Raw genomic sequence first — 24,661 nt, forward strand, 5'->3', positions numbered from 1 at the left:
CTAGTTGTAGACCCACAGGACGCGGGCGGGCAGGTCGGTCAGGTTGGCGTAGCGGCAGTGGGCGAAACTGGCCAGGTGGAAGCTGTCGCCGGGGCCGAGGGTGACCGGGTCGGCCTCATCGTCCACCCATAGGGTCAGCTCGCCCTCCAGCACAAAGCCGGCCTGTTCGGCGCGGTCGCTCATGCTTTGTTCACCGCTATTGGCACCGGGGGCCAGCAGGCTATCGAGCATCGAAAACGCGCCGTTCATGCTCGGCGATACCAGGATGTCGGTGATGCCATTGGCGTAATACACCGTGCGCCGCTCGTTAGGGCGGGTGACCCAGTCCACGGCCTTGGGTTTGGGCAGGCTGTAGAAATAGGTGGTGGGTACGTCAAGGGCGTGGCTGATGGCGGTCAGGTCGGCCACGGTCGGGCGCGACAGGCCGCGTTCGACCTGCGACAGGAAACCCACTGACCGCTCGATTTTTTGCGCGAGTTGGGCCAGGGTGAGCTTCTTGTGCTTGCGCAGATCGTGGATCAGCGCTGCTAGGGTGGCGAGTTCTTCTTGTGGGGTCATGAAATTTGTATCGGATAATTTCATGAAAAATTACAGGATTAATTTCATGGAGGCAATGGTAATGGAACTCGAGGCGCATTTACTCGTGCTGGAACAGGAGCTTCAGGCGTGTACGACGCGCTCGGATGCGCACCGGCTGGGGCAACTTCTGGCGGATGATTTCGTAGAGTTTGGCGCCAGTGGCGCTGTCTGGGGCAGCAAGGCCGAGGTGATTGCCGGGTTGCAGGATGAGGTGTTTTCCGAGCGGCGCATGACTGAATTTGCGCTGAAAATGCTCAGCACCAATGTGGCACTGGTGACCTATCGCAGTCACCGCCAAGGCGTAGGGAATTCATTGCGCAGTTCGGTGTGGCGCGAAGAGCACGGGCAATGGCGGATGGTGTTTCATCAAGGTACACCCGCTCAGTAGCTGGGGCGCGAGACAGTCAAACAGCTCTATTGGCGCTATAGCGACAAGAGCGTTTTTTTACTAGCCTTCTACACACATCATCCTTTCCACGCAGTCGGGTCCGTAGTAATGCCCAGTCACCAAGATAGAGGCTTATTGCGATGGAGCAATTTTCTGCTGGCTCGTCGTCCGTTATTTCGCCCTTTATTGTGCGTACGCTTCGTTGTCCTTCTCCCACGCGTATAGATGATGCGTTGGGGCGAGAGGTCAACAATCGGTTGATGAGATGGATCAAGCGTATTGGCATCTTCGCTGGAAAACTGGACAAGATCCGAGCTTCGGATTTTGGTCGCTACGCCATGTTGTGCCATGTAGACACCGACGATCCTGACCGTCTCCTGCTGCAAGCACAGTGCCTGGCGGCCTTGTTTGCTGTTGATGACCATTATTGCGATGACCGTTCATTGGGCTGCGATCCCAGGCACGTTGCCCCCCGTTTATCATTCGCGATTGCCGCGATGGATCCCTCTTACCTGCCTAAACCTTTTGATGCCCAATTGGAGACCCAGCTCAACGCTGATCCGGTTCTGGTGGGGCTGCGTGCCTACATGAGGCGAGTCGGCAAGTTTTGTACCCCCTCCCAGGTTGCCCGGGTTCGCCAAATCAGCATCGCGATGTTTGTAGCCATGGCTGCCGAGGGCGCGTGGCGTGTGTATGGTACGCGGCCGACCGTGGCTGAATACCTTGGCAGTCGACAAGTAAACAGTTTTTGGCCATGCCTTGTATTGATCGACCCCATCGGCGGTTACGAAGTACCGGCCAATGTGTATTCGCAGCCGGACGTACACAGAGTCACTGCCTTGGGGGCCCTGGCGACCACGCTGGTCAACGATATGTACTCTGCCTACAAGGAACATTTGAATGAGGTGGGTACGTTTAAATTGCCGTATTTGTTAGCGTCACTGCGCCAGTGCTCCCTTCAACAAGCGATAGACATGATTGCCGACATTCATGACGACGTAATGCTCCAGTACGAACAGGCGGAGCATGCTTTGCTGGTTGGGGCGACTCCGCTGTTGCAAAGGTATCTTGCAGGGCTTAAGGCATGGATTGCGGGGAATCTGGAATGGCACAAACACAGTGCTCGTTACCGAGCTGATTTTACGCGGTGAATGATTACGCGCCGCCGCGGTCGGACCCAGGGTACGCACCATTAATTGAAGGAGCACCCATGAAATCTAAAACCCTAGCCGCCTGCCTGCTGATCACCGCCGGCCTGTCCACCGCCAGCTTTGTCGTGCAGGCCGGTGATACCCCTCAGGAAACCGTGCAACCTTCAAACATCAATGCCCGGGACCTGAAAGAAGGTGATCGCGCCCCGGATATGCTGATGCGCAAGGAGTCGGCGGTCAGTGACTGGAAAAAACGCGGCCTTAAACAGCCAGAGGAAGACAGCCAATGGGCGCGGGTAGGCGACAAGTTCGTGCTGCTCAAGACCACCAACGGCACGATCCTTGAGATCACCCCGGTGAAGAAATAATCCCGCACCACCACCTGCTGCTTTGCAGGTGTTCTGTTTTATTGCCGCGTCGATGAAGGCAAATCATCGAGGGTGAGCTTGCCGACGTTGTTGCTCTGCAGCTCGTAACGCAGCTCATCCACCATCTTTTCCACTTCCTGTGGGGTCTGCAGGCGGTTAGTGCTGATGCCGGTGACCACCAGGTCGACTCGGCCGGTCTCGGCGTCGTAGACCTTCAGGGTCAAGGACGCATCCCGGCACAGGGTGAATTCGCACGTCAGCGGTGACAGGCCTTCTTCGATGCAGTTGCGCAGTTGGGAGAGGGTAAACATGCGGGTTCCTTCAAGGCAAAAGTACGATCCCTTGAAGGTTATTGATTGCACCCCCGCCCAATAAGGCGAATTCGCACTAGCTGGACTAGTGCATTTGCATGTTCAGCGCTTGTTTTTAACGCGCAATTCGCCGGCAAACAGCCCGCGTTCACGGGCCCAGACGATGGCGGCACTGCGGCTGTGCACCCCCAGCTTTGAATACACCGTGGCCACATGGTTACGCACGGTGTTGGGCGCCAGTTTCAGGCGCGAGGCGATCTCCTTATCGGCCAGACCCTCGCAGATCAGGCCCAGTACATCACGCTCCCGGGCGGTCAGGTCGGTGAAGGCTACATTGGGCAGGTTGGGGCTATTGACGCTTTTGGCGTTGGCCAGTTTTTCGATCAGGGTCTGGCTGAACCACGACGCATCCTGCATCACTTCCTCAATGGCCGCCACCAGCTCAAGCTCAGAGCGTTTGCGTTCGGTGATGTTCATCAGCACCATCAGGTAGCAGGGCACGTCCTGGATGATCACGGTATCGGCGGACACCACGCAGTCGATCACTTCATTGCCTTTCTTGCGCACCTTGAGGTCCTGGCCGTCGAGGTTGCCGGCTTTTTCCAGGGTGGCAAACAGTTGTGCACCGGCCTGGGGGCTGTCGATAAAGTTGATCTCTTCGATGGATTTGCCGATCAGTTCCTCACTGATATAACCGGTGATCGTCATGAAGGCTTCGTTGATATCCACTACCTGGCGGTTGACGGCGCTGCACACCAGGGTGGGCACCGGTGTCAGGCGGAAGGATTTGGCGAAGCGCTCCTCACTCTGGCGCAGGGCAATTTCCGCTTTGCGCCTAGGCTCCAGGTCGGTGAAGGAAAACAGCATGCAGTCTTCCTCGTTCATGTCCAACGGCTGGCCGGCCACGATCACCAGTTTGCTCCCGCCTTCGGGCAGTCGCAGTTCGGCCTGCATCTGCGGGATGGTCGCGCCTTCGCCCAGGCGCTGGATGGCCAGGTCCTTGCGCTCGGCTTGTTCCAGCACATCCAGTTCATACACGGATTTGCCGATGACCTGGTCGCGGTTGTAGCCGGTCATCTCCAGGAAGCCCTGATTGACCTTGATGTAGCGCAGATCGCTCAGGCGGCAGATCACCGCGGGTGCCGGGTTGGCGTTGAAGGTTTTCTCGAAGCGCTGCTCGGCGCTGGCCCATTCGGTGGCGTCGCTGAGGATCAGCACCAGCAGCTCCGGCTCGCCCTTGGAGTCGGTCAGCACCAGGCTGCGTAAGCGATGTACCCAGCACCGGCTTTCATCGGCAGCAGGGGTGACTTCCACTACCACATCGCTGAATTCTTCACCGGTCGCGACGCGACTTAGGGGGTAGCTGTCCAGTTGTAACGGATGATTGTTGCGATAGCGCAGGGCAAAACGCTTGGCGTACGCCTCGGTATTGGTGCCGAGCTCCTCGACTTCATTGACCCCATGCATGGCCAATGCCGCTTCGTTGGCCCAGAGGATGGTCTGGTCGACTTCGGCCAGGATCACGCCGTCGGACAGCCCGGAGATGATCTGCTGCAATTGGCGGCGGTTGGTTTCTTTGGCAAGGACATCCTGGGTCATGACTGCTCCAAAATAGAAAACGCGCGAGTTTTTGTAGGGGCTGGGCGCATGGGAATACGACCACCCGGCATCAGGATAGTGCAGAGTGATTAACCGCTGAGCAGTACGAATGCACTGGTGGGCCTGGTGCATATGCGCCTGAACCTGAGCTTCTTTATCGGGCGTTTATTCCTGACAAGCCACCGCATGCCCTTGGCATAAAAACGCCCACGACAAGGACGCCGACTGGCTGAGCGCGTAAAATGCCGGCTTTTTACGCGTATCCCGCAAAGGTGCCCCTTGAGCGCAGGCAAAACCGTAGGACTGTTATTACTCACCTCTCTGTTGGCGGCGTGCGGCACCTCGCCGCCACGCACGCCCAACGATATCTGCGGCATCTTTCGCGAAAAGGATGACTGGTACGACGCCGCCAAGGTCACGCAAAAGCGTTGGGGCGTACCGATCCAGGTGCCGCTGGCCATCATGTATCAGGAGTCGGGCTTTCGCCACGACGCCAAGACCCCGCGTAAATACCTGCTGTGGATCATCCCCTGGGGTCGCGTGTCCACCGCTTCGGGCTACGCCCAGGCCAAGGATGAAGTGTGGAACGACTACCGCAAAGCCACCGGACGCAGCGGCGCTGATCGCGAAGACTTCGACGACGCCATCGACTTTATCGGCTGGTACATGGACAAGACCTACACCATCAATGGCGTCTACAAATACGACGCCTATGGCCAATACCTGAACTACCACGAAGGCTGGGGCGGCTACCGCCAGCGTACCTACGCCAGCAAAGCCTGGCTGCTACCGGTGGCGAGCAAGGTGCAGGCGCGCTCGCAGATGTATGCGCGGCAATATGCCGGGTGCAAGAATGAGTTGGGGCGTGGGTTCTGGAGCCGGTTCTGGCATTGGTTATAAAAGACTTCCGGATGCATGCAGACCCAATGTGGTAGGGGGCTTGCGCCCGATAGCAGGGTATCAGTCAATGATGTTGAGACTGATGCGCCGCCATCGGGAGCAAGCCCCCTCCCACATTTAGTTTTGCATTAACGCGGCAGTATGCATTCCAGCGAACGGTCCACCATCACGCTGGCCATTTCAACCAGGTGCATGACCGAAATCACCAGGGTGCGGGAAGTGCCATCCAACTGCTCACCCGCTGTCTGCGCGGCAACGGCTGCGCAACGCAACACGCTGCTGGCATGGGCCAGGGCGTCTTCGAAGCTGAGGTCGGGTGTGGTGGCGAAGAATTGCAGTTCTGCGGCGGGTGGTGCGGGGACGAGCTTTTCCATGGTTTGACTCCTAATCTAAGTTAGAAGGCGACCACCATCGCTACCAAACGACTTTTAGGGTGGTGGCCGTACGCAGATTGGTAGACCGGTGATTAGGACCCGGTGCACCCGAAGGTGCCCTGCGCACGGCCACCATAACGCAGGGCCGAAAAAAAGCGCCTTGCAGAAGGGGGCGCTTAGCGCCTAATCATTCGCGGTCTACCAAACCCCGAGTCACTGAATTGGCAGTGACCGACGAAGACTAGCCACGCAATGTGAGCGGCGCAAGCGGTTGGGATTCTCTCGGAAACGTCCTTCAAGTTAAAGGGAAATGTCATTGTTCCGACTGTTCCTACACTTGCAAAACCCGGCCGATTCTGGGAAAACCCCAGCCTTCCACCCCTTCAATGAGACGCCCATGAGCAACAACGAGCTGCAGATCACCGACATCCGCCCGGGCACCGGCAAAACAGTGGTCAAGGGCGCGCTGATCACCACCCAATACACCGGCACCCTGGAAGATGGCACGGTGTTCGATTCGTCGTGGGAGCGGGGCAAGCCGTTCCAGTGCGTGATCGGCACCGGTCGCGTGATCAAGGGTTGGGACCAGGGCTTGATGGGGATGCAAGTCGGCGGTGTACGCACGTTGCATGTACCGGCGCACCTGGCCTATGGCGAGCGCTCCATGGGCGCGCATATCAAGCCCAACAGTAATTTGCGTTTCGAGATTGAATTGCTGGAAGTGCTGACTCGGGATGATTGAAGAGATTGAACATGGACGTTGATCTACAGGTGTTGCCTGGCTGCTCCCTCGAAGACATTCGGGTGGTTGAGCTGCTTGGCTGCGATGAGGCTGAGCTGCAGCAGTTTTTTGAACAGGCGCCGGGTTACTTTATCGCGGTGAATGGCGAACCGGCTAAGCCGACCGAAGCACGGGAAGAATTACACGGCCAGTTACCCGCTGGCTGGCAGTGCAGCCGCATGTACTGGCTGGGCTACCGCGATACGCAGGACCAACTGGTCGCCGTGGTGAATATCGCCGCAGATTTGCTCGCCGCGGGGGTATGGCATATCGGCTTGCTGCTGGTGCATACGCGCTGGCACGGCAGCGGGCTGGCGCAGCGCTTGCACTCGGACCTTGAGGCATGGGCGGCGGAAAAGGGTGCCCAGTGGCTGCGATTGACGGTGGTGGTGGGCAATACCAGGGCCGAGCGTTTTTGGCCCAAGCTTGGGTATGTACAGGTACGAACTCGCGAGGGCATCACCATGGGGCGCCAGGTGAATAGGGTGTCGATCCAGGTCAAGCCTCTCGGCAACGGGACCATTGACGGCTACCTGGCGTCGGTTGAGCGGGACCGGCCCAGTACGCCGTAGCCTGTACCTGTCTTATGTGGGAGCGGTGCCTGATTGCTCCAGTTCTTTGTTTTCAACCATGATTCCAAATCTGCCGTACAACTCCTTTCGCCCCTTGGGCGTCAGTGCCAACGCCCGACTATCAAGGTCCTGGATTACCCATTTGCGGCTTATAACGGCTTGCAGAACAGCGGCCCCCAGTGCGCCAGCGAGGTGAGGGCGGCGCACGCTCCAGTCCAGGCATGGGCAAGCGAAACGACGTCGCTGTGCCCTTACGGTTTGTATCTCGACACCGAGCCCTGTCATCGCGGTTTCGCCTTCCACTGTGAGCTGATATGTACCGTCAGCAGCCACTGGCATGCTCAACCAGCCGGAGTCGATGAAATAGTCGTGCAGTTGTACAGCCAAGGATCCTGCCATGTGGTCATAACAGGTCCGCGCCAACTGCAATCGATTGGGGGTCGTCGAAACAAACCGGGTCTGCGCGTTTCGGCTGATCACCATGAGGGCTTCAATAGCTTGGGCCACGTGCGCGTCTGCCAGGCTGAAGTAGCGGTGCCTGCCCTGCGTGTGCAGTTTTATCAGACCGTCCTCTTTAAGCCTTGCCAAGTGCGCGCTCGCCGTGGATGCACTGACGTCGGCGATAACGGCCATTTCGGTACTGGTACGGGCATGACCGTCCATCAGTGAACAAAGCATTTTCGTCCTCGCGGGTTCTGCAATGGCGCCTGCGACACGAGAAATGGCGGTGTCATTGCTTTGGGAATCCATATTTCGTTCCTGAGCGAATTGTCGATGTGACGATTGTTCGATAGTAACCGCTCTTTGTGAAAAGGACTGCCAAAATGACGCCGTTTGAAGCCGCCACTCATGTCGATCCCTACGATTATTACTCACGCTTGAGGCGACAAAGGGAGCTGTTATTCGATGCAGATCGGGGTTTATGGATTGCCAGTGGTGCCTGCGTTGTCGAGGCCATTCTGCAGCATCCCGATTGCTGGGTACGCCCACCGCACGAGCCGATTCCAGCTGCCATTGCACAAGGCGCCGCAGGCAATATTTTCGGTCGTTTGATGCGCATGAACGAGGGGATGCGACACCAGTGCCCCCGCCGGGTTATCGAACCCGCCTTGGCCTCGATAGACACGGAAAACATCGCAGGCATCGTGGCGAAGGTCGTCGAGACACTTGATGTCTCGGTCGATAACCCGAATGAGTGGATGTTCGCCTTACCGGTTTCGGTCATTGCGTCCTTGATAGGTTTCACATCCAGCCAGCTACAAGAAGTCGCGCAGCTGACACGGGATTTTGTCGCTTGTCTTTCACCTTTAAGTGACGAGGCTCAACTCAGTAAAGCCAACTGTGGGGCGGCTCGGTTGAGCCAGATATTTCAGGCGCTGCTGAGTAACGATGATAACGGTAGCGGCGTATTGAGCCGTCTTTATAGCGACTACCAAACCTCGGCCTGGAAAGACGATGATGTGTTGATAGCGAATCTGATCGGGTTATTGTCACAGACCTGCGAAGCCACTGCCGGGCTGATCGGCAATACCCTCATAGCGTTGCAACGAAACTCCGATCTGTTTGAAGGCATGCAAGCCACACCGACGCTCGTCGCTGAGTGGGTTGCAGAGGTGGCACGCTACGATTCACCGGTACAAAACACTCGGCGGTTTGTTGCGAAGCGGTGCACGATTGGCGACAGCGTTTTAGAAGCGGGCGATACCATTTTATTAATGCTCGCTGCTGCCAACCGAGACCCTTGCGCCAATCCAGACCCCGACCGTTTCTTGCTCAAGCGAACGCAACGAAAAATCTTCAGCTTCGGCTCAGGAAGACATCAATGTCCAGGCCAGCCATTGGCATTGGCTATTGCTTCAGAGGTGGTTTTGGCGTTGTTGCATCGACAGCCAGCCTCATCTGTTCGTGCCTATCGCTGGCGTTATTTGCCTTCGCTTAATGGCCGTATCCCGCAGTTCTGCCGTGATGGGGAGATTCAGCAATGATCGCAGTTATTTTTGAAGCCTGGCCACACGAGGAGCCAACACATCGCCATCGGGAGCAAGTCCCTCCTACATTTGTTCACCGATGTGGTTGAGAGCTGTGTTCCTGAACCCATCCTGAAGAAATTTCTTATTCTCCATGCGGGCACTTTCCTACGGTTTACTCTGCCAACATCGGGGCGTAAGCTTCGCGCGTTTTCATTAATAGCGGAGACCCTCAGTGGGTACTTGTTCGAGTGACAGTTGTCGGCCGGTCTCGGTAACCGGCGCATTCTTGGCAAGATAACGCGCATGTTCCAGATGCCGTTGTCTCGCCTCACAAAGCGAGAAGCGGCATCCCGGCAGTGGCCCGTCCTGGCGCCTGCCTGAATCCCTCTCATCGACGCTGACCAGCACCTGGGTAACCTCGGGATGCTACGGACGCGCCTGCCTTTTACGGTGGGCGGGCCAGGTTCGGCTGTGCCTGTGTGACGGGCGCGGTGCGGATGGGCAGTACCTGCATAACGGGTTTTCCTCGCGCAGGAGTAACACCATGAACCTCACGCTGCTCAAAGAGTTCTTCGCCGGCTTCCTGCGGACCCGGCATATCGCCCGGCATTTTCGCCGGCTGGCAATGCTCGAAACCGTGACCGACGCCAGCGTCAGCCGCGAAGTGCCGCCAAACCTGGCGCACACCCTGGTGGCTGCGGCCAATGGCAGTGCCGTGCAGTTGCTGGGTGTGCTGGGCAGTCATTCGGCGGGGCTCACTATCCAGGAGGCCGACGCCCTGCGTGTGCAATACGGCCTCAACGAAGTCGAGCACGAGCAGCCGCTGCCGTGGTGGGTGCACCTGTGGCACTGCTACAAGAACCCGTTCAACCTGCTGCTGACGTTGCTGGCAGTGATCTCCTGGCTGACCGAGGACATGAAGGCCGCCACGGTGATTTTTTCCATGGTGGTGCTGTCGACCCTGTTGCGCTTTTGGCAGGAGGCCAAGTCGAACAAGGCTGCCGACGCCTTGAAGGCCATGGTGAGCAACACCGCCACCGTGCTGCGCCGCGATGCCGCCAAGCGTATTGAACTGCCGATCAAGCAACTGGTGCCGGGCGACCTGATTGTGCTGTCGGCCGGTGACATGATTCCCGCTGACTGCCGCGTGCTCAGCGCCAAGGACCTGTTCGTCAGCCAGGCGGCGATGACCGGTGAGTCCATGCCGGTGGAGAAGTTCGCCCATCAGCAGGATGCCCATACCCGCAACCCGTTGGAGCTGGAGAACATTCTGTTCATGGGCACCAACGTGGTGTCCGGCGCCGCCACCGCAGTGGTCCTGGCCACCGGCAACAGCACCTATTTCGGTGCGTTGGCTCAACGTGTCACGGCCACTGATCGCGCGACCACTTCGTTCCAGCACGGGGTCAACAAGGTCAGCTGGTTGCTGATCCGCTTTATGTTCGTGATGGCGCCGCTGGTGTTGTTCATCAACGGTTTCACCAAGGGCGATTGGACCGAGGCGCTGTTGTTTGCGCTGTCGATCGCCGTGGGCCTGACCCCCGAAATGCTGCCGATGATCGTCACCTCGACCTTGGCCAAGGGCGCGGTATTCCTGTCGCGCAAGAAGGTCATCGTCAAGCGCCTGGACGCGATCCAGAACTTCGGCGCCATGGACGTGCTGTGCACCGACAAGACCGGCACGCTGACCCAGGACAAGATATTCCTGGCGCGCCATGTGGACGTGTGGGGTGAGGAGTCCGAAGACGTACTGGAAATGGCCTACCTCAACAGCTACTACCAGACCGGCCTGAAAAACCTGCTGGACGTGGCGGTGCTCGAACACGTGGAAATCCATCGCGAACTGAAAGTCGGTACCGCGTTCCATAAGGTCGATGAGATCCCCTTCGACTTCAACCGCCGCCGCATGTCAGTGGTGGTGGCCGAGCAGGACCGGCCGCACCTGTTGATCTGCAAAGGTGCGGTGGAGGAGATCTTGTCGGTGTGCACCAGCGTGCGCCACGGCGACGTCAATGAAGCTCTGAGCGAAGAATTACTGGCGCGCATTCGCCAGGTGACCGCGGCCTTTAACGAGGAAGGGCTGCGTGTGGTGGCGGTGGCGGCGCAGCCGATGCCGGCCGGGCGTGACACCTACAGCCTGGCGGATGAAAACAACCTGACCCTGATCGGCTACGTGGCGTTTCTCGACCCGCCCAAGGAAAGCACCGCACCCGCCCTCAGGGCCCTGAAAGCCCATGGCGTGGCGGTCAAAGTACTGACCGGTGACAACGAACTGGTCACGGCGAAGATCTGCCGCGAAGTGGGCCTTGCGCAACAAGGCTTGCTGATGGGCAACGATATCGAAGCCATGACCGATGCCGAACTGGCCCTGGTCGTGGAAACCACCAATGTGTTCGCCAGGCTCACACCAAGCCATAAGGAACGCATCGTGCGCCTGCTCAAGGCCAACGGGCATGTGGTGGGCTTTATGGGCGATGGCATCAACGACGCCCCGGCATTGCGCACGGCCGATATCGGTATTTCGGTGGACAGCGCGGTGGACATCGCCAAGGAAGCGGCTGACATCATCCTGCTGGAAAAGAGCCTGATGATCCTGGAGGAGGGCGTGCTGGAAGGCCGGCGCACCTTCGCCAACATGCTCAAGTACATCAAGATGACCGCCAGCTCCAACTTCGGCAACGTGTTCTCGGTGCTGGTGGCCAGCGCGTTCATCCCGTTCCTGCCGATGCTGCCAATGCATTTGCTGGTGCAGAACCTGCTGTATGACATCTCCCAGATTGCGATTCCGTTCGATAACGTCGATGACGAAATGCTTGCCAAGCCGCAACGCTGGCAGCCAGGGGAGGTGGGGCGCTTCATGCTGTTTTTCGGGCCGATCAGCTCGATCTTCGACATCACCACGTTCGCACTCATGTGGTATGTGTTCGATGCCAACACCCCAGACCACCAGACCCTGTTCCAATCCGGCTGGTTCGTGGTGGGGCTGCTGACCCAGACCCTGATCGTGCACATGATCCGTACCCCGAAAATCCCGTTCCTGCAAAGCCGCGCAGCGCTGCCGTTGATGCTGATGACGGGCGTGATCATGGCCGTGGGGATTTTCCTGCCGATGGGGCCGCTGGCGCACTACTTCAAATTGCAGGCGCTGCCGTCGCTGTATTTCGTATTTCTGCCGGTGATTCTGCTGGCGTACATGGCGCTGACCCAGGCGGTGAAGGGCTTTTATATCCGCCGGTTCGGCTGGCAGTAATACGCTCCATGCAACATCGCAAAACCCTGTGGGGGGCGGCTTGCCGCCCAGCAAAGATGATGTTGGCTGACCCGCCGCCATCGGGGGCAAGCCCCCTCCCACATGTCCAGCGGCGTGCCAAAAATTGTGTAAATACTCACCGCCCTCGCAGGCAAGTCAGTTCCCAGCGGATCCATGGTGGTTCCAACGTGCTGCTGCATTCATGGAGATTTTCTTATGCAGGCAATCAACAATATCAACCTCAATTCCCTGATCGACACGGTGGTCAGCCTCACCGCGGCGTTTATTCTCGGTGGCCTGATCGGCTTCGAGCGCCAATACCGCCAGCGCACCGCCGGCTTGCGCACCAATGTACTTGTGGCGGTCGGCGCGGCGATTTTCGTCGATATGGCCAACCGCCTTGGCGGTGCGGAGGGTGCGGTGCGCGTGGTCGCTTACGTGGTCTCGGGCATCGGTTTCCTCGGCGCCGGCGTGATCATGCGTGAAGAAGGCAATGTGCGCGGGCTCAATACAGCCGCCACCCTCTGGGCCTCGGCGGCAGTGGGTGCCTGTGCCGGCGCCGACCTGATCCTCGAGGCGTTGCTGGGCACGCTGTTTGTGCTGGCGGCCAACACCTTGCTGCGGCCGATCGTCAATAACATCAACCGCCAGCCGTTGGACGTGGTGTCGGCGGAGGTCACCAATATCCTCTATGTGATTGCGCGGCGCAGCCAGCAACAGGCAGTGATGGTGTTGCTGGAAGCCGAGTTGGCCCGCTGCAACTACCCGGCCAGCGATGTCGACGTGCGACCGTTCGGCAGCGAAGAAGTGGAAATCGAGGCCACCCTGGCGGCGACGTCAGTCGATGGCGACGAGCTGGATGCGCTGGTGGCGCGCATCTCGACTTCGACTCTGGTGGTACAGGCGTTCTGGAGCCCGAGTACCACCGACTGAGCGTTATGGATGTGCCGCGGGTGGCTAAACTTGATCGTGGAAAAATCCTACAAGTAGTCAGGATTATCCCTTCAATCTAAATATTTATGCGTTGCTAAGGTTGGGCACTTACAGCTGGCGAGCCCACCAGGCCCGGCTGCTGTACGTGTGGTGTTGCAATTGAATGGGCCAGGCATCGCTTGGTTATCTTCCTGAGTTTGCGCAGTGCCGTTGGTCGGAACTGTTATTTCTCACAGGTACCCAGGTCCGATGTGATGTGTAAGGGTATTTTGTCCGTATAGGGAAGTTTATGAGCAAAGCATTAATTGTGGATGACCATCCGTTTATCCGTGCAACGGTCAAGCATCTGCTGCAGTTGGAAGGGTTCGACGACATCTATCAGGCAGGTGATGGTGCAGATGCCATGCAGTTGGCAAGGGAACAGCGCCCGGACTTGATCATCCTCGATCTGGCGATGCCAAAGCTGGGTGGGTTGGAAGTGATCCACCGCATCAAGACCCAGGGCCTGCCGTGCCGCATCCTGGTGCTCACCTCTTACCTTGCAGTGTTCTTTTCCACCCGCTGTATGCGCGCCGGAGCCATGGGGTTTGTGGCCAAGACCGGCGAGTTGGATGAGCTACAAAAGGCCATCAAGGCGATCATGTCGGGCTACAGTTGCTTCCCAAGTTTGCCGACCAGTTCGGTACGCCGTGACGATCTGCAGGAAACGGAACGACAGATGATCGAGTGCTTGTCGGACCGTGAGTTGACCGTATTGCAAATGCTGGCCCTGGGGCTGGGCAACAAGGAAATTGCCGAGCAGATGCTGTTGAGTCACAAGACCATCAGCACTTACAAGACTCGACTCAAGGAGAAGTTGCGTATGTCCTCGGTAGTGCACTTATCCAAGTTTGCCCAGCGCAACCATCTGATTTGAAATGATCACCACCGCGTTTACGAGGTTCGCCACGATCCTTTGGGTGAGCCTGTTACCCCTGATCGCGGTGGCCCTTGACGAGCCCCACGCTTTGCGCCTGCTGGGGCATTCTCATATCGAAACGCCCGAAGTGACGCTGGACGAGGCTGATTGGCGTTGGCTGCGCGAGCGGCGCACGTTGTTGATGGGGGTTTCCGCCCCCGATTACGCGCCGTTTGACCTGACCAATAACAACCACGAACTCGAAGGCATAACTGCCGATTTTGCCGCACTGATCGGCCAGGCTCTGCATATCGCCATCGAAGTCCGGCGCTACGACACCCGTGATGAAGTGATCGAAGCCCTCAAGCAGGGGGCCGTGGATTTTCTCGGGTCTGCCAACGGCTACGAAGCGGCCGACCCGCAACTGCATCTGTCTCGCTCCTACGCCAATGATCAACCGACCCTGGTCACCCGCACCGGTGACAGCCAGGTGTTGAGTGACGACCTGGCGGGCAAGCGTGTGGCGATGCTGTACCACTACATGCAGCCCGACGCTGTGCGCGCTTTTTACCCCGATGCCCAGTTGGAGTTGTTTGCGTCGACCTTCGAAGCCATCGGTGCCGTGGCATTTGGTCGTGCTGATGTGTATCTGGGCGACGCCATCAGCGCCAATTACTTGATTAACCGTAACCACCTCAATAACGTGCGCATGGCCGATTTTTCAACCCTGGAAGTCAACCCGTTTGCATTCGCCGTGGCCCGGGACAATACACGTCTATTGCCCATCCTCAACGCCGCGCTGGAGGCGATTCCTGCCAGTGAGCAGATGGAGGTCCTGCGCCGTTGGAGTGGGGGCAACCTCGGTATCGTCGGCGTCGATCGGTTGCAACTGAGCGCCAGTGAGCAGCGCTGGGTGCAGAAGCATCCACGGGTCAAGGTCGCAGTGCTGAACAACTACCTGCCGCTGTCATTTATCAATGACCAGGGGCAGTTCGAAGGGTTGAGTGCCGAGGTGTTGGCGCGTGTCAGTTTGCGTACCGGCTTGAAGTTCGATGTGGTGCCGGGCACCTCGTTACCGCGCCAGATCAATATCGTCAATGCGGGCACGGCGGATATGCTGGCGGTCGTGACCCCCAGTGTCGAGCGCGCCGAGAAAGTGCGGTTTACCCGGCCCTACCTCACCAACCCCTTTGTGCTGGTGACCCGTAGCGGTGACTACAGCCCGGCCACCCTGGAAGATATGCTCGGCAAACGCCTGGCAATGGTAGCCGGCAACGGCCTGCACGATGAGATCGCGCAGAATTTTCCCGGCATCTCGTTTGTGGATGTGCAAAACCCGGAGCAAGCCATGGCGTTGGTGGCCAAAGGCGACGCCGAGGGCGCCGTAAACTCGCTGATCAGCGCGCGCTATGTGATAGCCCGGGATTATCGCGACCGTTTGCGTATCGCCAGTACTGTCGGCACCGAGCCGGCACGCGTGACATTTGGAGTCAATCGCAGCCAGTTGGAGCTTTATTCGATCCTGGACAAGGCGCTGCTGAGCATCACCCCGCAAGAAATGGACGAACTGATCGGGCATTGGCGCAGCGAGATCATCATCGAGGACAGCTACTGGTTACGCCATCGCAACGTCATCCTCCAGGGCTTCGGGCTGGCGGCACTCTTGCTGGTGATCACGCTGGGTTGGGTCATCTATCTGCGCAGCCTGATTCATAAACGCGTGCAGGCCGAGCGGGCGCTGAGCGACCAGATGCGGTTCATGAGCGTATTGATTGACGGCACCCCGCACCCGATTTATGTGCGCGACCGTCAAGGGCGGCTGATGGCCTGCAATAACGCTTATCTTGACGTTTTCGGCTACAAACTCGAAGACGTGATCGGCAGGACCGTGGTGGAAACCGACACCAACAATCTGCCCCAGGCCCAGTCGTTTCATGAGGATTATCTGCGCCTGATGGCCGGTGGCGAGCCGCAGATTCATGATCGGATACTCAAGGTGCCCAGTGGTGAGATCCTGACGATTTACCAGTGGATGTTGCCGTACCGCGATGGCGACGAGAAAGTGGTGGGCATGATTGCCGGCTGGGTGGATGTGAGCGAGCGGCAGCGCTTGCTTCGCCAGTTGCAGGAAGCCAAGGACGATGCCGATGCGGCCAGCCGGGCCAAGACGACCTTTCTGGCCACCATGAGCCATGAGATTCGCACGCCCATGAATGCCGTGATCGGCATGATCGAGCTGGCCCTGAAAAATGCCGAGCAGGGGCGCGCCGACCGGGATGCGCTGGAGGTGGCATCGGTGGCCTCGCGCGGCATGCTGGAATTGATCGGCGATATTCTCGATATCGCGCGAATCGAGGCTGGGCATTTGTCCCTGGCCCTTGAACCAGCCAACCTGCAAGAACTGCTGGCATCGGTGGCACGCGTGTTCGAAGGGTTGGCGCGGGCCAAGGGGCTGGCGCTGCAGGTTGAACTTGACCCATTGATTGATCGGGTGGTGCTGGTCGACCCGCTACGCTTCAAGCAGGTGGTGTCGAACCTGCTGAGCAATGCGATTAAATTCACGGCCAATGGCCAGGTAACACTTGGGGCCAAGGCAGGCCTGGAGGGCGAGCGATTACGCTTGCAGTTGTGGGTGCAGGACACCGGTATTGGTATCACTGTCCAAGACCAGCAGCGATTGTTCAGCCTCTTTATCCAAGGCAGCAACAACGAGCAGTCGGCGCGCAGCGGTTCTGGGCTGGGGTTGGTGATCAGCCGCAACTTGTGCGAAATGATGGGTGGCCAACTGCACTTGAACAGTGTGCTGGGGCAGGGTACCCGGGTAGATGTGACGTTGGCATTGGCCATGACCAACGTAGCGCCCGCGCAAGTTGCGCCAATGGAAGACTTGGCCCCCCCGAACCGTGCGCTGAGCATTCTGGTGGTCGACGACTATCCGGCCAACCGTCTGTTGCTGGGCCGGCAATTGAGCTTCCTCGGGCACCGCATTATTACCGCCGAGGATGGTGTCCAGGGGCTCGAACGGTGGCGCAGTGGTCAGTTCGATTGCGTCATTACCGATTGCAATATGCCCTACAAGAACGGCTATCAGTTGGCACAGGATATCCGTGCACAAGAACGCGAGCGGGGATTGTCGCCTTGCCTGCTGTTGGGGTTCACCGCCAACGCACAACCGGAAGAAACCGAACGCTGTCGGCAAGCAGGCATGGATGGCTGTCTCTTCAAGCCTACCGGGCTTGACGATTTGCGATCAGCGTTGGCGTCGCGCGCGGCCGACCCTGGCCTGCTGCGCGTGGCGGCTTTTGACTTAAGTACCCTGATTGCGTTGACAGGGGATGACCGCCCCGCGCTTATCGAGTTGCTGGCGCCGTTGCTCGAGAGCCTGAAGGCCGATCGTGCCTTGCTGTCCCCGCTGCAAAGCCAGGCAGACTTCGCCAAGCTGCACGACCTGGCCCATCGCGCCAAAGGCGGTGCACGGATGGTCAAGGCTTACGGGTTGATCAGGTGTTGTGAGGCATTGGAGCAGGTGTGTGAACAGCAGAACCGTCAGGCATTGGGGTCGACGGTCGAGGACGTGGGTGAAGCGATTGATACCTTGCATCATGGCCTGAGGGTTTATTGCAATCAGCCTTGACTGCGGTTGATCACCATTCGGGGAATTTGGGAGAACTCCTACGTGAAGGGGGAATATGCCTGATTTTGTCGTCGGCATATGTCTGGAAAATGGGGCGCGCTCACTGCCGAGCACAGCCTGTCCAGGGGTTTGCCATGCCGAACAAAGCACTGACTATCCTGATTGCCGATGAGCAGCATCTGCAACGTTTATACATCGAGAAAATGCTCAACCAGTTGGGGTATTACCGGATTGTGCCGGTCCAAACGCTCGAAGAGGTGCAGATTCTGACCGCCATTCCGGCCGAGCCCTTCGATGTACTGATCATCAACGCGAGGCTGATGGCCCATATCAGTGGGCCTCAGGCTCAGGTGCGGCATGTATTGGTCTATGACCACCCGCAATCGAATGCACCCACAGGCGTAATGCCAGAGCTGCGGGTACGCCTGCCCGGGGTGCCCGATAATCTCAATCTCGAACACTTCATGGACATCATCGACCCACCCGAGGCCAGTCAAGGCCTGCGGGTACTGCCGTGGCTGCGGGAGTTGTCCCGTATGCCGGTGGCCGGGGCCTAGTCCCACTTCGGCGCAATGCCCCTGGGACTGGTCAAGCGATGGCTACGCTCCAGGGCGGCAATCTGCTGGCGCTCCTACAAAAAATCCTAACTGATTGACATCAGGGCAAGCCTCACATTTGGCCCTGCGTCAATCTGCTGCTTTGTGGTGTTCGCGCAAGCGCTCTGCCGCACTGCGCAGCAGCTGCTCGGTAGCGTCCCACCCCAGGCAACCATCGGTCACCGATACGCCGTATTTCATCGACGTGCTCAACGGCTGGCAACCCTCGAACAGGTGGCTTTCAAGCATCATGCCGATCAGCGATGTATCGCCCTGCAAGCGCTGCTCCAGTACCTCGTTGAATACTGCCGGTTGACGCAACGGGTCCTTGCCGCTGTTGGCATGGCTGCAATCGACCATGATCCGCGCTGCCACCTTGGACTTGGCCAGGTCATGCTTGATTTGGGCGACGCTTTGCGCATCGTAGTTCGGCCCACGATGACCGCCGCGCAGCACCAAGTGGGTGTCGGGGTTGCCCGGGGTCTGGATGATCGCCGGATGGCCCTGGCTGTCGACGCCGAAGTGGCGATGGGGGTGTGAGGCGGAGCGCATTGCATCACAGGCAATCGCGACGCCGCCGTCGGTGCCGTTCTTGAAACCCACGGGCATGCCCAGGCCGCTGGCCATCTCGCGGTGGATCTGCGACTCGGTGGTGCGTGCGCCAATCGCGACCCAACTGAGCAGGTCATCGAAGTAGCCGGCAGCCATGGGTTGCAGCAGCTCGGTAGCAACCGGCAGGCCCAGGCGCAGCATTTCGCGCATCAGCTCCCGCGAGAGCCTCAGGCCGGCGGCCATGTCATCGCTGCCGTCCAGGTGCGGATCGTAGGCCAGGCCTTTCCAACCGATGGTGGTGCGGGGTTTTTCGACGTAGGCACGGATTACCAGCAGCATCTGATCGCTGACTTCAAGCGCGAGCTTCTTCAGGTTGCGTGCGTATTCCATGGCCGATTCCGGATCGTGGATCGAGCACGGGCCGACAATCACCAGTAAGCGTGAGTCTTCGCCATTGAGGATGGCGCGCGCAGCTTGGCGATGGGCGTGGATCTGTTCATGGAGGAACGGGCTGAGGGGCAATTGGTGCTTGAGCTCCAGGGAGCTGGGCAGGCGCTGGGTCAGGGCTTCATTGGCGCTGTTCAGGGCAGAGACGGGCAAAGCGGCGACGGAGGAATTCATATTCAAGGCTTCCTGGGCAAGCGGCGGGCGATTCCCGCACGCTTGGCCTACTGGGGTGTTCGACAATTGGCCGTATCGGCTGTACGTGTTGGCTTGCCACCAAGAGGTGACCGGTCGGAGGCGGCAGGCTGTCCCGAACGGAGCTGGCTAAATCGCCATGCGGTGCAAGTGTCGTAGCGGTAATAGGTGGCGTAGTTCATGGCGTGGTTCCTTTAAGTGTTCTTGAACAAACAAAATAATAAGAGGCTGAAAAAACAAAACCCCCGGTCGGGGAGCCGACCGGGGGTTTAGATTTCTCTGGTGGGCGACCCTTGAGTAGTGGGCGCCGATTTCAGGTATCAGGCGCGCCAGTGGCTAAACCAATACCCAAAATAAAAGCCAGCCAGTGCGCTCGAACCGTTCACGCGGGTAGCCGACACCGAGCGCAAGGCGCTGGCAGCAGGGCAAACCTGAGTGTGGGTGAGTTGCGACATGAGTAGCTCTCCAAATGTTAGGGGGAGCTTACTAGAGGCGTGCGGTTGGATTCAATCAGTAATTTCTATTGCGTGGGGGGACTTACGGCTATGGGTGTGTGCCGATATGCTGATGACACTTAAACAATGATTGCCAGGACGCGACCATGACTGCCTTGACCCTTGCTGCGGCGCAAACCCTTTCCATTGCGGGCGATGTTGCGGCCAATATCCAAAGGCACCTGGTCATGATGCAGGCTGCGGCCGAGCACGGTGTGCAATGGTTGGTGTTTCCGGAGTTGTCGTTGACGGGTTATGAACCATTCCTGGCGGTCGACCTGGCTATCGCCCCGGAGAGTGACGTATTGGCTCCGTTGCGTGAAATGGCGCGGGAGTTGCGTTTGACAGCTGTGGTGGGCATGCCGGTGCGGCTGGCGCCACAAGCGGGTGTAATGATTGGCGCGCTGGTGCTGGGAGCGGATGGTTCAGTTAGCGTCTACACCAAGCAGCATCTGCACGCTGGGGAAGAGTTGGCATTTGCAGCGGGGCAGGGTGGCGAGATCCTGAGATGGGAAGATGAGCGCATTGCGCTGGCGGTGTGCGCGGACTTTTCCCACCCCAGTCATCCACGCCAGGCGGCGGAAGCGGGCGCCACGGTATATGCCGCCGGCGTGCTGATCAGCGAGGGTGGCTACGCGGCGGACAGCGCGCTGCTTCAAGGGTATGCGGCTGAACATGGCATGCTGGTACTGATGGCTAATCATGGTGGCCCTTCGGGAGGCTGGACCTGTGCAGGTCGCAGCGCCGTCTGGACCGCAGATGGCAATTTACTTGCCGCTGCGCCCGGTGTCGGCGACGCGTTGGTGATCGCCCGTCGCGAAGGCGGGTTGTGGACTGGCCAAGTGGTAGCCCTCTGAATGACGTTTCACCTACGCCAGGCGACGGACCAAGACCTGCCCTTTGCCCGAAGCCTCACCTATGAAGCCATGAACCGCTACTACCTGCAGTACGGCTTGTTGTGGTCCAACGCCGGTTTCGATACTGCATGGGCGGGTCGCGAGAACTGGCTGGTGTGCAACGATGATGGCGTAATGGGGTTTGTCAGCCTGAGTCGCGACGCAAAGGCTTTGTATATCCGCGAGCTGCACATGCTGGAGTGCTGCCGCAAGCAGGGGGCGGGCAGTTGGGTGCTGGAGCAAATGGCGCTCAAGACACATACCGAGGGCCTGGGCTTGTTACGCTTGACTGTATTCAAAACCAACCCGGCAAGAAGGCTGTATCAGCGCCTGGGGTTGAGTATCGTGGGTGAAGAGGACTGCTTCTGGCGCATGGAGCGTGAGTGTCGGGCACCCACCTCGGACTAAAACAGGCATGCCGTACGAATAAGCGCATACTGCTGTCAGCTATTGCCTTGCTGATCGTGGATTCGAGCGTCGGGCTCATCCACGATAATCCCTTCTTTCATGCCCAACAGGACCGCCACCTTATGGGCTTCTCCACGCCGTCCCTTTTTTCGCCCAGCGAGCACTTGATAGGTGGTTGCCGGGTCCACGCCGTGCTCCCGGGCAAACGCTTGAACTGACTTTCCTTGGTGTTCAAGCCAGGCCTTGGCTTGTGCAGCAGTGCGGATACCGGGCATAGTTCAAAACCGTTCAAGTTTGTTTAACGAAGTGATGGTGTGTCACCTCTTGGGGTGTGCCAATCTAGGATCATACATCCAAATGAGTGGAATCGGTTCGCGCTTAAGGCAAGAAAGAGAGCGGCTTGGCCTGTCGCAGAAAGTTTTTGGTGAGATAGGAGGCGTGGAAGCCAACGCACAAGGCAAATATGAAAATGGCGGTCGTGCGCCCAAGGCCGACTATCTGTCTCGTGTCGCCGCAAAAGGTGTGGATATCCTGTACGTGTTGACCGGCAGCCCAACGCCGATCCAACTGGACAACCTCAGCCAGGTCGAAGAAAAAGTATTGGGCAACTATCGCGCGATGCTCAAGGAAGACCAGGATGCAATCCGTCGCTTGACCAGCACATTGGCCGAGCATTCATCCGTATTGAACGGAAAATCCAAGCTCCCCGCCCCGGATTCCTGACTTTTCACCCAGGAAAAAGCGCTGTTCGCCTCCCGGCGAACAGCCGCAGCGCGTCAAAACTCTATATATATGCCACTTGCACCTAGGTCTGCGCCTTGGTTTTTTGCTAAGGTGTTCAGCAATCTATAAGACCATATCGCGAGGTGTCTGCTTGATTAGGGTGCTAGTAGTCGATGACCATGATCTCGTTCGTACAGGCATTACACGAATGCTGGCTGACATCGACGGCCTGCAAGTAGTCGGCCAGGCGGAGTCGGGGGAGGAATCCCTGATCAAGGCCCGAGAGTTGAAACCCGATGTGGTGTTGATGGACGTCAAGATGCCGGGCATCGGCGGCCTGGGCGCCACGACCAAATTATTGCGCAGCCATCCGGACATCAAGGTCGTGGTGGTGACGGTGTGCGAGGAAGACCCGTTTCCGACTCGCCTCCTGCAGGCCGGTGCAGCCGGGTATCTCACTAAAGGCGCGGGCCTGGCGGAGATGGTGCAAGCCATTCGACTGGTGTTTGCCGGCCAACGCTATATCAGCCCGCAGATTGCCCAGCAATTGGCCATCAAGTCTTTCCAGCCCACCAGCGATTCGCCGTTCGATGCGCTGTCGGAGCGGGAAATCCAGATTGCCCTGATGATCGTCGGTTGCCAGAAGGTGCAGACGATCTCCGACAAGCTGTGCCTGTCGCCCAAGACCGTCAACACCTACCGCTATCGTATCTTCGAGAAGCTCGCCATCAGCAGTGATGTTGAATTGACCCTGCTCGCGGTGCGCCACGGCATGGTGGACGCCAGCGCCTGACATGACCACATCGTTTGATCCAAGTGCCTTTCTCTCAACCTGCAGTGGCCGCCCCGGCGTGTACCGCATGTTCGACAGCGAGGCGCGCCTGCTGTACGTGGGCAAAGCCAAGAACCTGAAGAACCGTCTGGCGAGCTACTTCCGCAAGACCGGCCTGGCGCCGAAAACCGCTGCTTTGGTGGCGCGTATCGCCCAGGTCGAAACCACCATTACCGCCAATGAAACCGAGGCGCTGCTGCTTGAGCAGACGCTGATCAAGGAATGGCGGCCACCCTACAATATCCTGCTGCGCGACGATAAATCCTATCCCTATGTGTTTCTATCGGACGGCGATTTCCCACGCTTGAGCATTCATCGTGGGGCGAAGAAGCAGAAGGGCAAGTATTTCGGCCCCTATCCCAGCGCGGGCGCGATTCGTGAAAGCCTGAGCCTGCTGCAAAAAACCTTTTTTGTGCGCCAGTGCGAAGACAGCTTCTACAAGAACCGCACGCGGCCGTGCCTGCAATATCAGATCAAGCGCTGCAAGGCGCCCTGCGTAGGCCTGGTAGAACCGGCAGAGTATGCCGAGGATGTGCGCCACTCGGTGATGTTCCTCGAAGGGCGCAGCAATGCGCTCACCGATGAGCTGTCCGTGGCCATGGAGCAAGCCGCCAGCAGCCTGGATTTCGAGAAGGCCGCGGAGCTGCGCGACCAGATCTCTTTGCTGCGCCGGGTCCAGGACCAGCAAAGCATGGAAGGCGGCACCGGCGACGTCGATGTGATCGCCGCCTTCGTCAACCCGGGGGGGGCCTGTGTGCACCTGATCAGCGTGCGCGCTGGCCGGGTGCTAGGCAGCAAGAACTTCTTCCCGCAGACCGGTATCGACGAAGATGTCGCCGAGGTGATGGCCGCGTTCCTTGGCCAGTACTACGTCAGCAGCCCCGAGCGCGACCTGCCGTCGGAGCTGATCGTCAACGTGGTGCACGAAGACTTCCCCACCTTGATCGAGGCCATCCACGAGCTGCGCGGTCGTGAACTGGACATCAGCCACCGCGTACGCGGCACCCGTGCGCGCTGGCAGCAACTGGCGGTGACCAATGCCGAACAGGCCCTGGGCGCACGCCTGGCCAATCGACAGCATGTTGCCGCACGCTTCGAGGCCTTGGCCGAGGTCCTCAACCTGGACGAGCCGCCCCAGCGCCTGGAGTGCTACGACATCAGCCACTCCAGCGGTGAAGCCACGGTGGCCTCCTGCGTGGTGTTCGGGCCGGAAGGGCCGATCAAGTCCGACTACCGGCGCTACAATATCGAAGGCGTTACCGCCGGGGACGACTACGCGGCCATGCACCAGGCGCTCACGCGGCGTTTCAGCAAATTAAAGGACGGGGAGGGCAAGCTGCCCGATATCCTGCTGGTGGACGGCGGCAAGGGCCAATTGTCCATGGCCCGTGACGTGCTCAACGAACTGGCTGTGCCCGACCTGATCCTGCTTGGCGTGGCCAAGGGCACCACGCGCAAGGCCGGTTTCGAGACGTTGTACTTGAATGATGCCGCCCATGAGTTCACTTTGAAGGGCGACTCACCCGCGCTGCACCTGATTCAACAGATCCGCGACGAAGCCCACCGTTTCGCCATTACCGGCCACCGGGCGCGGCGTGGCAAAACCCGGCGAACCTCAACACTGGAAGGGGTTGCTGGGGTAGGTCCGACGCGGCGTCGCGACTTGCTTAAACATTTTGGTGGCTTGCAGGAGCTGTCCCGTGCCAGCATTGACGAGATAGCCAAAGCACCCGGTATCAGTAAAAAGCTCGCTGAGCTGATTTATGCAAGCCTGCACAGCGAATAGAATGCCTTCTCACCTCGTAGCCAGTTG

Annotated in this window: 24 protein-coding genes; 17 read left to right on the forward strand and 7 right to left on the reverse strand. The window is 58.8% G+C overall.

Annotated features, from left to right (window positions below; genetic code table 11):
- Entirely contained in the window at window positions 1–558 is a 558-nt protein-coding gene (locus tag TU73_RS11080; RefSeq protein ID WP_057012212.1) for a helix-turn-helix domain-containing protein, read from the reverse strand.
- Here TU73_RS11080 and TU73_RS11085 point away from each other — a divergent pair.
- The 3 genes from TU73_RS11085 (at window position 557) to TU73_RS11095 (ending at window position 2,486) form a co-directional block, all read left to right on the forward strand.
- Window positions 557–967: a nuclear transport factor 2 family protein gene (locus TU73_RS11085; protein ID WP_231984810.1), complete on the forward strand. Its 411-nt coding sequence runs from the start codon at window positions 557–559 to the stop codon at window positions 965–967. The two genes, TU73_RS11080 and TU73_RS11085, sit on opposite strands and share 2 nt — an antisense overlap.
- A 140-nt stretch (window positions 968–1,107) precedes the next feature.
- Window positions 1,108–2,118: a terpene synthase family protein gene (locus TU73_RS11090; RefSeq protein ID WP_156421211.1), complete on the forward strand. Its 1,011-nt coding sequence runs from the start codon at window positions 1,108–1,110 to the stop codon at window positions 2,116–2,118.
- A 59-nt stretch (window positions 2,119–2,177) separates the two neighbouring features.
- Window positions 2,178–2,486, forward strand: a complete 309-nt coding sequence (locus tag TU73_RS11095) for an RcnB family protein (RefSeq protein ID WP_057012214.1) — start codon at window positions 2,178–2,180, stop codon at window positions 2,484–2,486.
- 38 nt (window positions 2,487–2,524) lie between these two features.
- On the opposite strand, the gene TU73_RS11100 is transcribed toward TU73_RS11095, so the two are convergent.
- Both TU73_RS11100 and TU73_RS11105 read right to left on the reverse strand, forming a co-directional pair.
- Window positions 2,525–2,797 carry a DUF1652 domain-containing protein gene (locus TU73_RS11100; RefSeq protein ID WP_043050215.1) on the reverse strand — a complete coding sequence of 91 codons (273 nt, stop codon included), beginning with the start codon at window positions 2,795–2,797 and terminating at the stop codon, window positions 2,525–2,527.
- Between the two features lie 102 nt (window positions 2,798–2,899).
- The gene (locus tag TU73_RS11105) at window positions 2,900–4,396 is read right to left on the reverse strand and encodes a PAS domain S-box protein (protein ID WP_057012215.1); all 1,497 of its coding nucleotides are present in this window, start codon (window positions 4,394–4,396) and stop codon (window positions 2,900–2,902) included.
- Window positions 4,397–4,675: 279 nt separating this feature from the next.
- Between TU73_RS11105 and TU73_RS11110 the strand changes: the two genes are divergently transcribed.
- Window positions 4,676–5,296, forward strand: a complete 621-nt coding sequence (locus TU73_RS11110; RefSeq protein WP_057012216.1) for a transglycosylase SLT domain-containing protein — start codon at window positions 4,676–4,678, stop codon at window positions 5,294–5,296.
- Window positions 5,297–5,424: 128 nt separating this feature from the next.
- Here the strand turns inward: TU73_RS11110 and TU73_RS11115 are convergent, their stop codons facing one another.
- On the reverse strand, window positions 5,425–5,670 hold the full coding sequence (locus TU73_RS11115) for a DUF6124 family protein (protein WP_057012217.1): 246 nt from the start codon (window positions 5,668–5,670) through the stop codon (window positions 5,425–5,427).
- A 397-nt stretch (window positions 5,671–6,067) separates the two neighbouring features.
- Between TU73_RS11115 and TU73_RS11120 the strand changes: the two genes are divergently transcribed.
- The gene (locus TU73_RS11120) at window positions 6,068–6,412 is read left to right on the forward strand and encodes an FKBP-type peptidyl-prolyl cis-trans isomerase (protein ID WP_057012218.1); all 345 of its coding nucleotides are present in this window, start codon (window positions 6,068–6,070) and stop codon (window positions 6,410–6,412) included.
- Between the two features lie 11 nt (window positions 6,413–6,423).
- Window positions 6,424–7,023 carry a GNAT family N-acetyltransferase gene (locus TU73_RS11125; protein ID WP_057012219.1) on the forward strand — a complete coding sequence of 200 codons (600 nt, stop codon included), beginning with the start codon at window positions 6,424–6,426 and terminating at the stop codon, window positions 7,021–7,023.
- 12 nt (window positions 7,024–7,035) lie between these two features.
- Here the strand turns inward: TU73_RS11125 and TU73_RS11130 are convergent, their stop codons facing one another.
- The gene (locus TU73_RS11130; protein ID WP_057012220.1) at window positions 7,036–7,773 is read right to left on the reverse strand and encodes an ArsR/SmtB family transcription factor; all 738 of its coding nucleotides are present in this window, start codon (window positions 7,771–7,773) and stop codon (window positions 7,036–7,038) included.
- A gap of 74 nt (window positions 7,774–7,847) precedes the next feature.
- Here TU73_RS11130 and TU73_RS11135 point away from each other — a divergent pair, with 74 nt between their 5' ends.
- The 6 genes from TU73_RS11135 to TU73_RS11165 all read left to right on the forward strand — a co-directional run bounded on the left by TU73_RS11135 (window position 7,848) and on the right by TU73_RS11165 (window position 18,265).
- Complete coding sequence (locus tag TU73_RS11135) at window positions 7,848–9,008, forward strand: cytochrome P450 (RefSeq protein ID WP_057012221.1); 1,161 nt, start codon at window positions 7,848–7,850, stop codon at window positions 9,006–9,008.
- A gap of 529 nt (window positions 9,009–9,537) precedes the next feature.
- Window positions 9,538–12,243: a magnesium-translocating P-type ATPase gene (gene mgtA / locus TU73_RS11145; protein ID WP_057012223.1), complete on the forward strand. Its 2,706-nt coding sequence runs from the start codon at window positions 9,538–9,540 to the stop codon at window positions 12,241–12,243.
- Window positions 12,244–12,459: 216 nt separating this feature from the next.
- Window positions 12,460–13,176, forward strand: coding sequence for an MgtC/SapB family protein (locus TU73_RS11150; RefSeq protein WP_057012224.1), 717 nt, complete (start codon window positions 12,460–12,462; stop codon window positions 13,174–13,176).
- A 289-nt stretch (window positions 13,177–13,465) separates the two neighbouring features.
- On the forward strand, window positions 13,466–14,092 hold the full coding sequence (locus tag TU73_RS11155) for a response regulator transcription factor (protein ID WP_043050228.1): 627 nt from the start codon (window positions 13,466–13,468) through the stop codon (window positions 14,090–14,092).
- Between the two features lies 1 nt (window position 14,093).
- Window positions 14,094–17,708 carry a transporter substrate-binding domain-containing protein gene (locus TU73_RS11160; RefSeq protein WP_057012225.1) on the forward strand — a complete coding sequence of 1,205 codons (3,615 nt, stop codon included), beginning with the start codon at window positions 14,094–14,096 and terminating at the stop codon, window positions 17,706–17,708.
- 134 nt (window positions 17,709–17,842) lie between these two features.
- Complete coding sequence (locus tag TU73_RS11165) at window positions 17,843–18,265, forward strand: PleD family two-component system response regulator (protein ID WP_057012226.1); 423 nt, start codon at window positions 17,843–17,845, stop codon at window positions 18,263–18,265.
- A gap of 129 nt (window positions 18,266–18,394) precedes the next feature.
- On the opposite strand, the gene TU73_RS11170 is transcribed toward TU73_RS11165, so the two are convergent.
- Entirely contained in the window at window positions 18,395–19,477 is a 1,083-nt protein-coding gene (locus TU73_RS11170; protein ID WP_057012227.1) for a 3-deoxy-7-phosphoheptulonate synthase, read from the reverse strand.
- Window positions 19,478–20,096: 619 nt separating this feature from the next.
- Between TU73_RS11170 and TU73_RS11175 the strand changes: the two genes are divergently transcribed.
- Together TU73_RS11175 and TU73_RS11180 are read left to right on the forward strand one after the other, a co-directional pair.
- Window positions 20,097–20,846 carry a carbon-nitrogen hydrolase family protein gene (locus tag TU73_RS11175; protein ID WP_057012228.1) on the forward strand — a complete coding sequence of 250 codons (750 nt, stop codon included), beginning with the start codon at window positions 20,097–20,099 and terminating at the stop codon, window positions 20,844–20,846.
- Window positions 20,847–21,293 carry a GNAT family N-acetyltransferase gene (locus TU73_RS11180; RefSeq protein ID WP_057012229.1) on the forward strand — a complete coding sequence of 149 codons (447 nt, stop codon included), beginning with the start codon at window positions 20,847–20,849 and terminating at the stop codon, window positions 21,291–21,293. It begins immediately after the preceding gene.
- Between the two features lie 35 nt (window positions 21,294–21,328).
- Here the strand turns inward: TU73_RS11180 and TU73_RS11185 are convergent, their stop codons facing one another.
- The gene (locus tag TU73_RS11185; RefSeq protein ID WP_057012230.1) at window positions 21,329–21,568 is read right to left on the reverse strand and encodes a DNA-binding protein; all 240 of its coding nucleotides are present in this window, start codon (window positions 21,566–21,568) and stop codon (window positions 21,329–21,331) included.
- An 82-nt stretch (window positions 21,569–21,650) separates the two neighbouring features.
- Between TU73_RS11185 and TU73_RS11190 the strand changes: the two genes are divergently transcribed.
- The 3 genes from TU73_RS11190 (at window position 21,651) to uvrC (ending at window position 24,634) form a co-directional block, all read left to right on the forward strand.
- A complete protein-coding gene (locus TU73_RS11190; RefSeq protein WP_057012231.1) occupies window positions 21,651–22,016 on the forward strand; it encodes a helix-turn-helix domain-containing protein in 366 nt (121 codons plus the stop codon).
- 151 nt (window positions 22,017–22,167) lie between these two features.
- Window positions 22,168–22,809, forward strand: coding sequence for a response regulator transcription factor GacA (gene gacA / locus TU73_RS11195; RefSeq protein WP_003190387.1), 642 nt, complete (start codon window positions 22,168–22,170; stop codon window positions 22,807–22,809).
- A gap of 1 nt (window position 22,810) precedes the next feature.
- Window positions 22,811–24,634, forward strand: coding sequence for an excinuclease ABC subunit UvrC (gene uvrC, locus TU73_RS11200; protein WP_057012232.1), 1,824 nt, complete (start codon window positions 22,811–22,813; stop codon window positions 24,632–24,634).
- Window positions 24,635–24,661: the final 27 nt, after the last annotated feature.

This window comes from Pseudomonas libanensis (assembly GCF_001439685.1).
Taxonomy (GTDB): domain Bacteria; phylum Pseudomonadota; class Gammaproteobacteria; order Pseudomonadales; family Pseudomonadaceae; genus Aquipseudomonas; species Aquipseudomonas libanensis.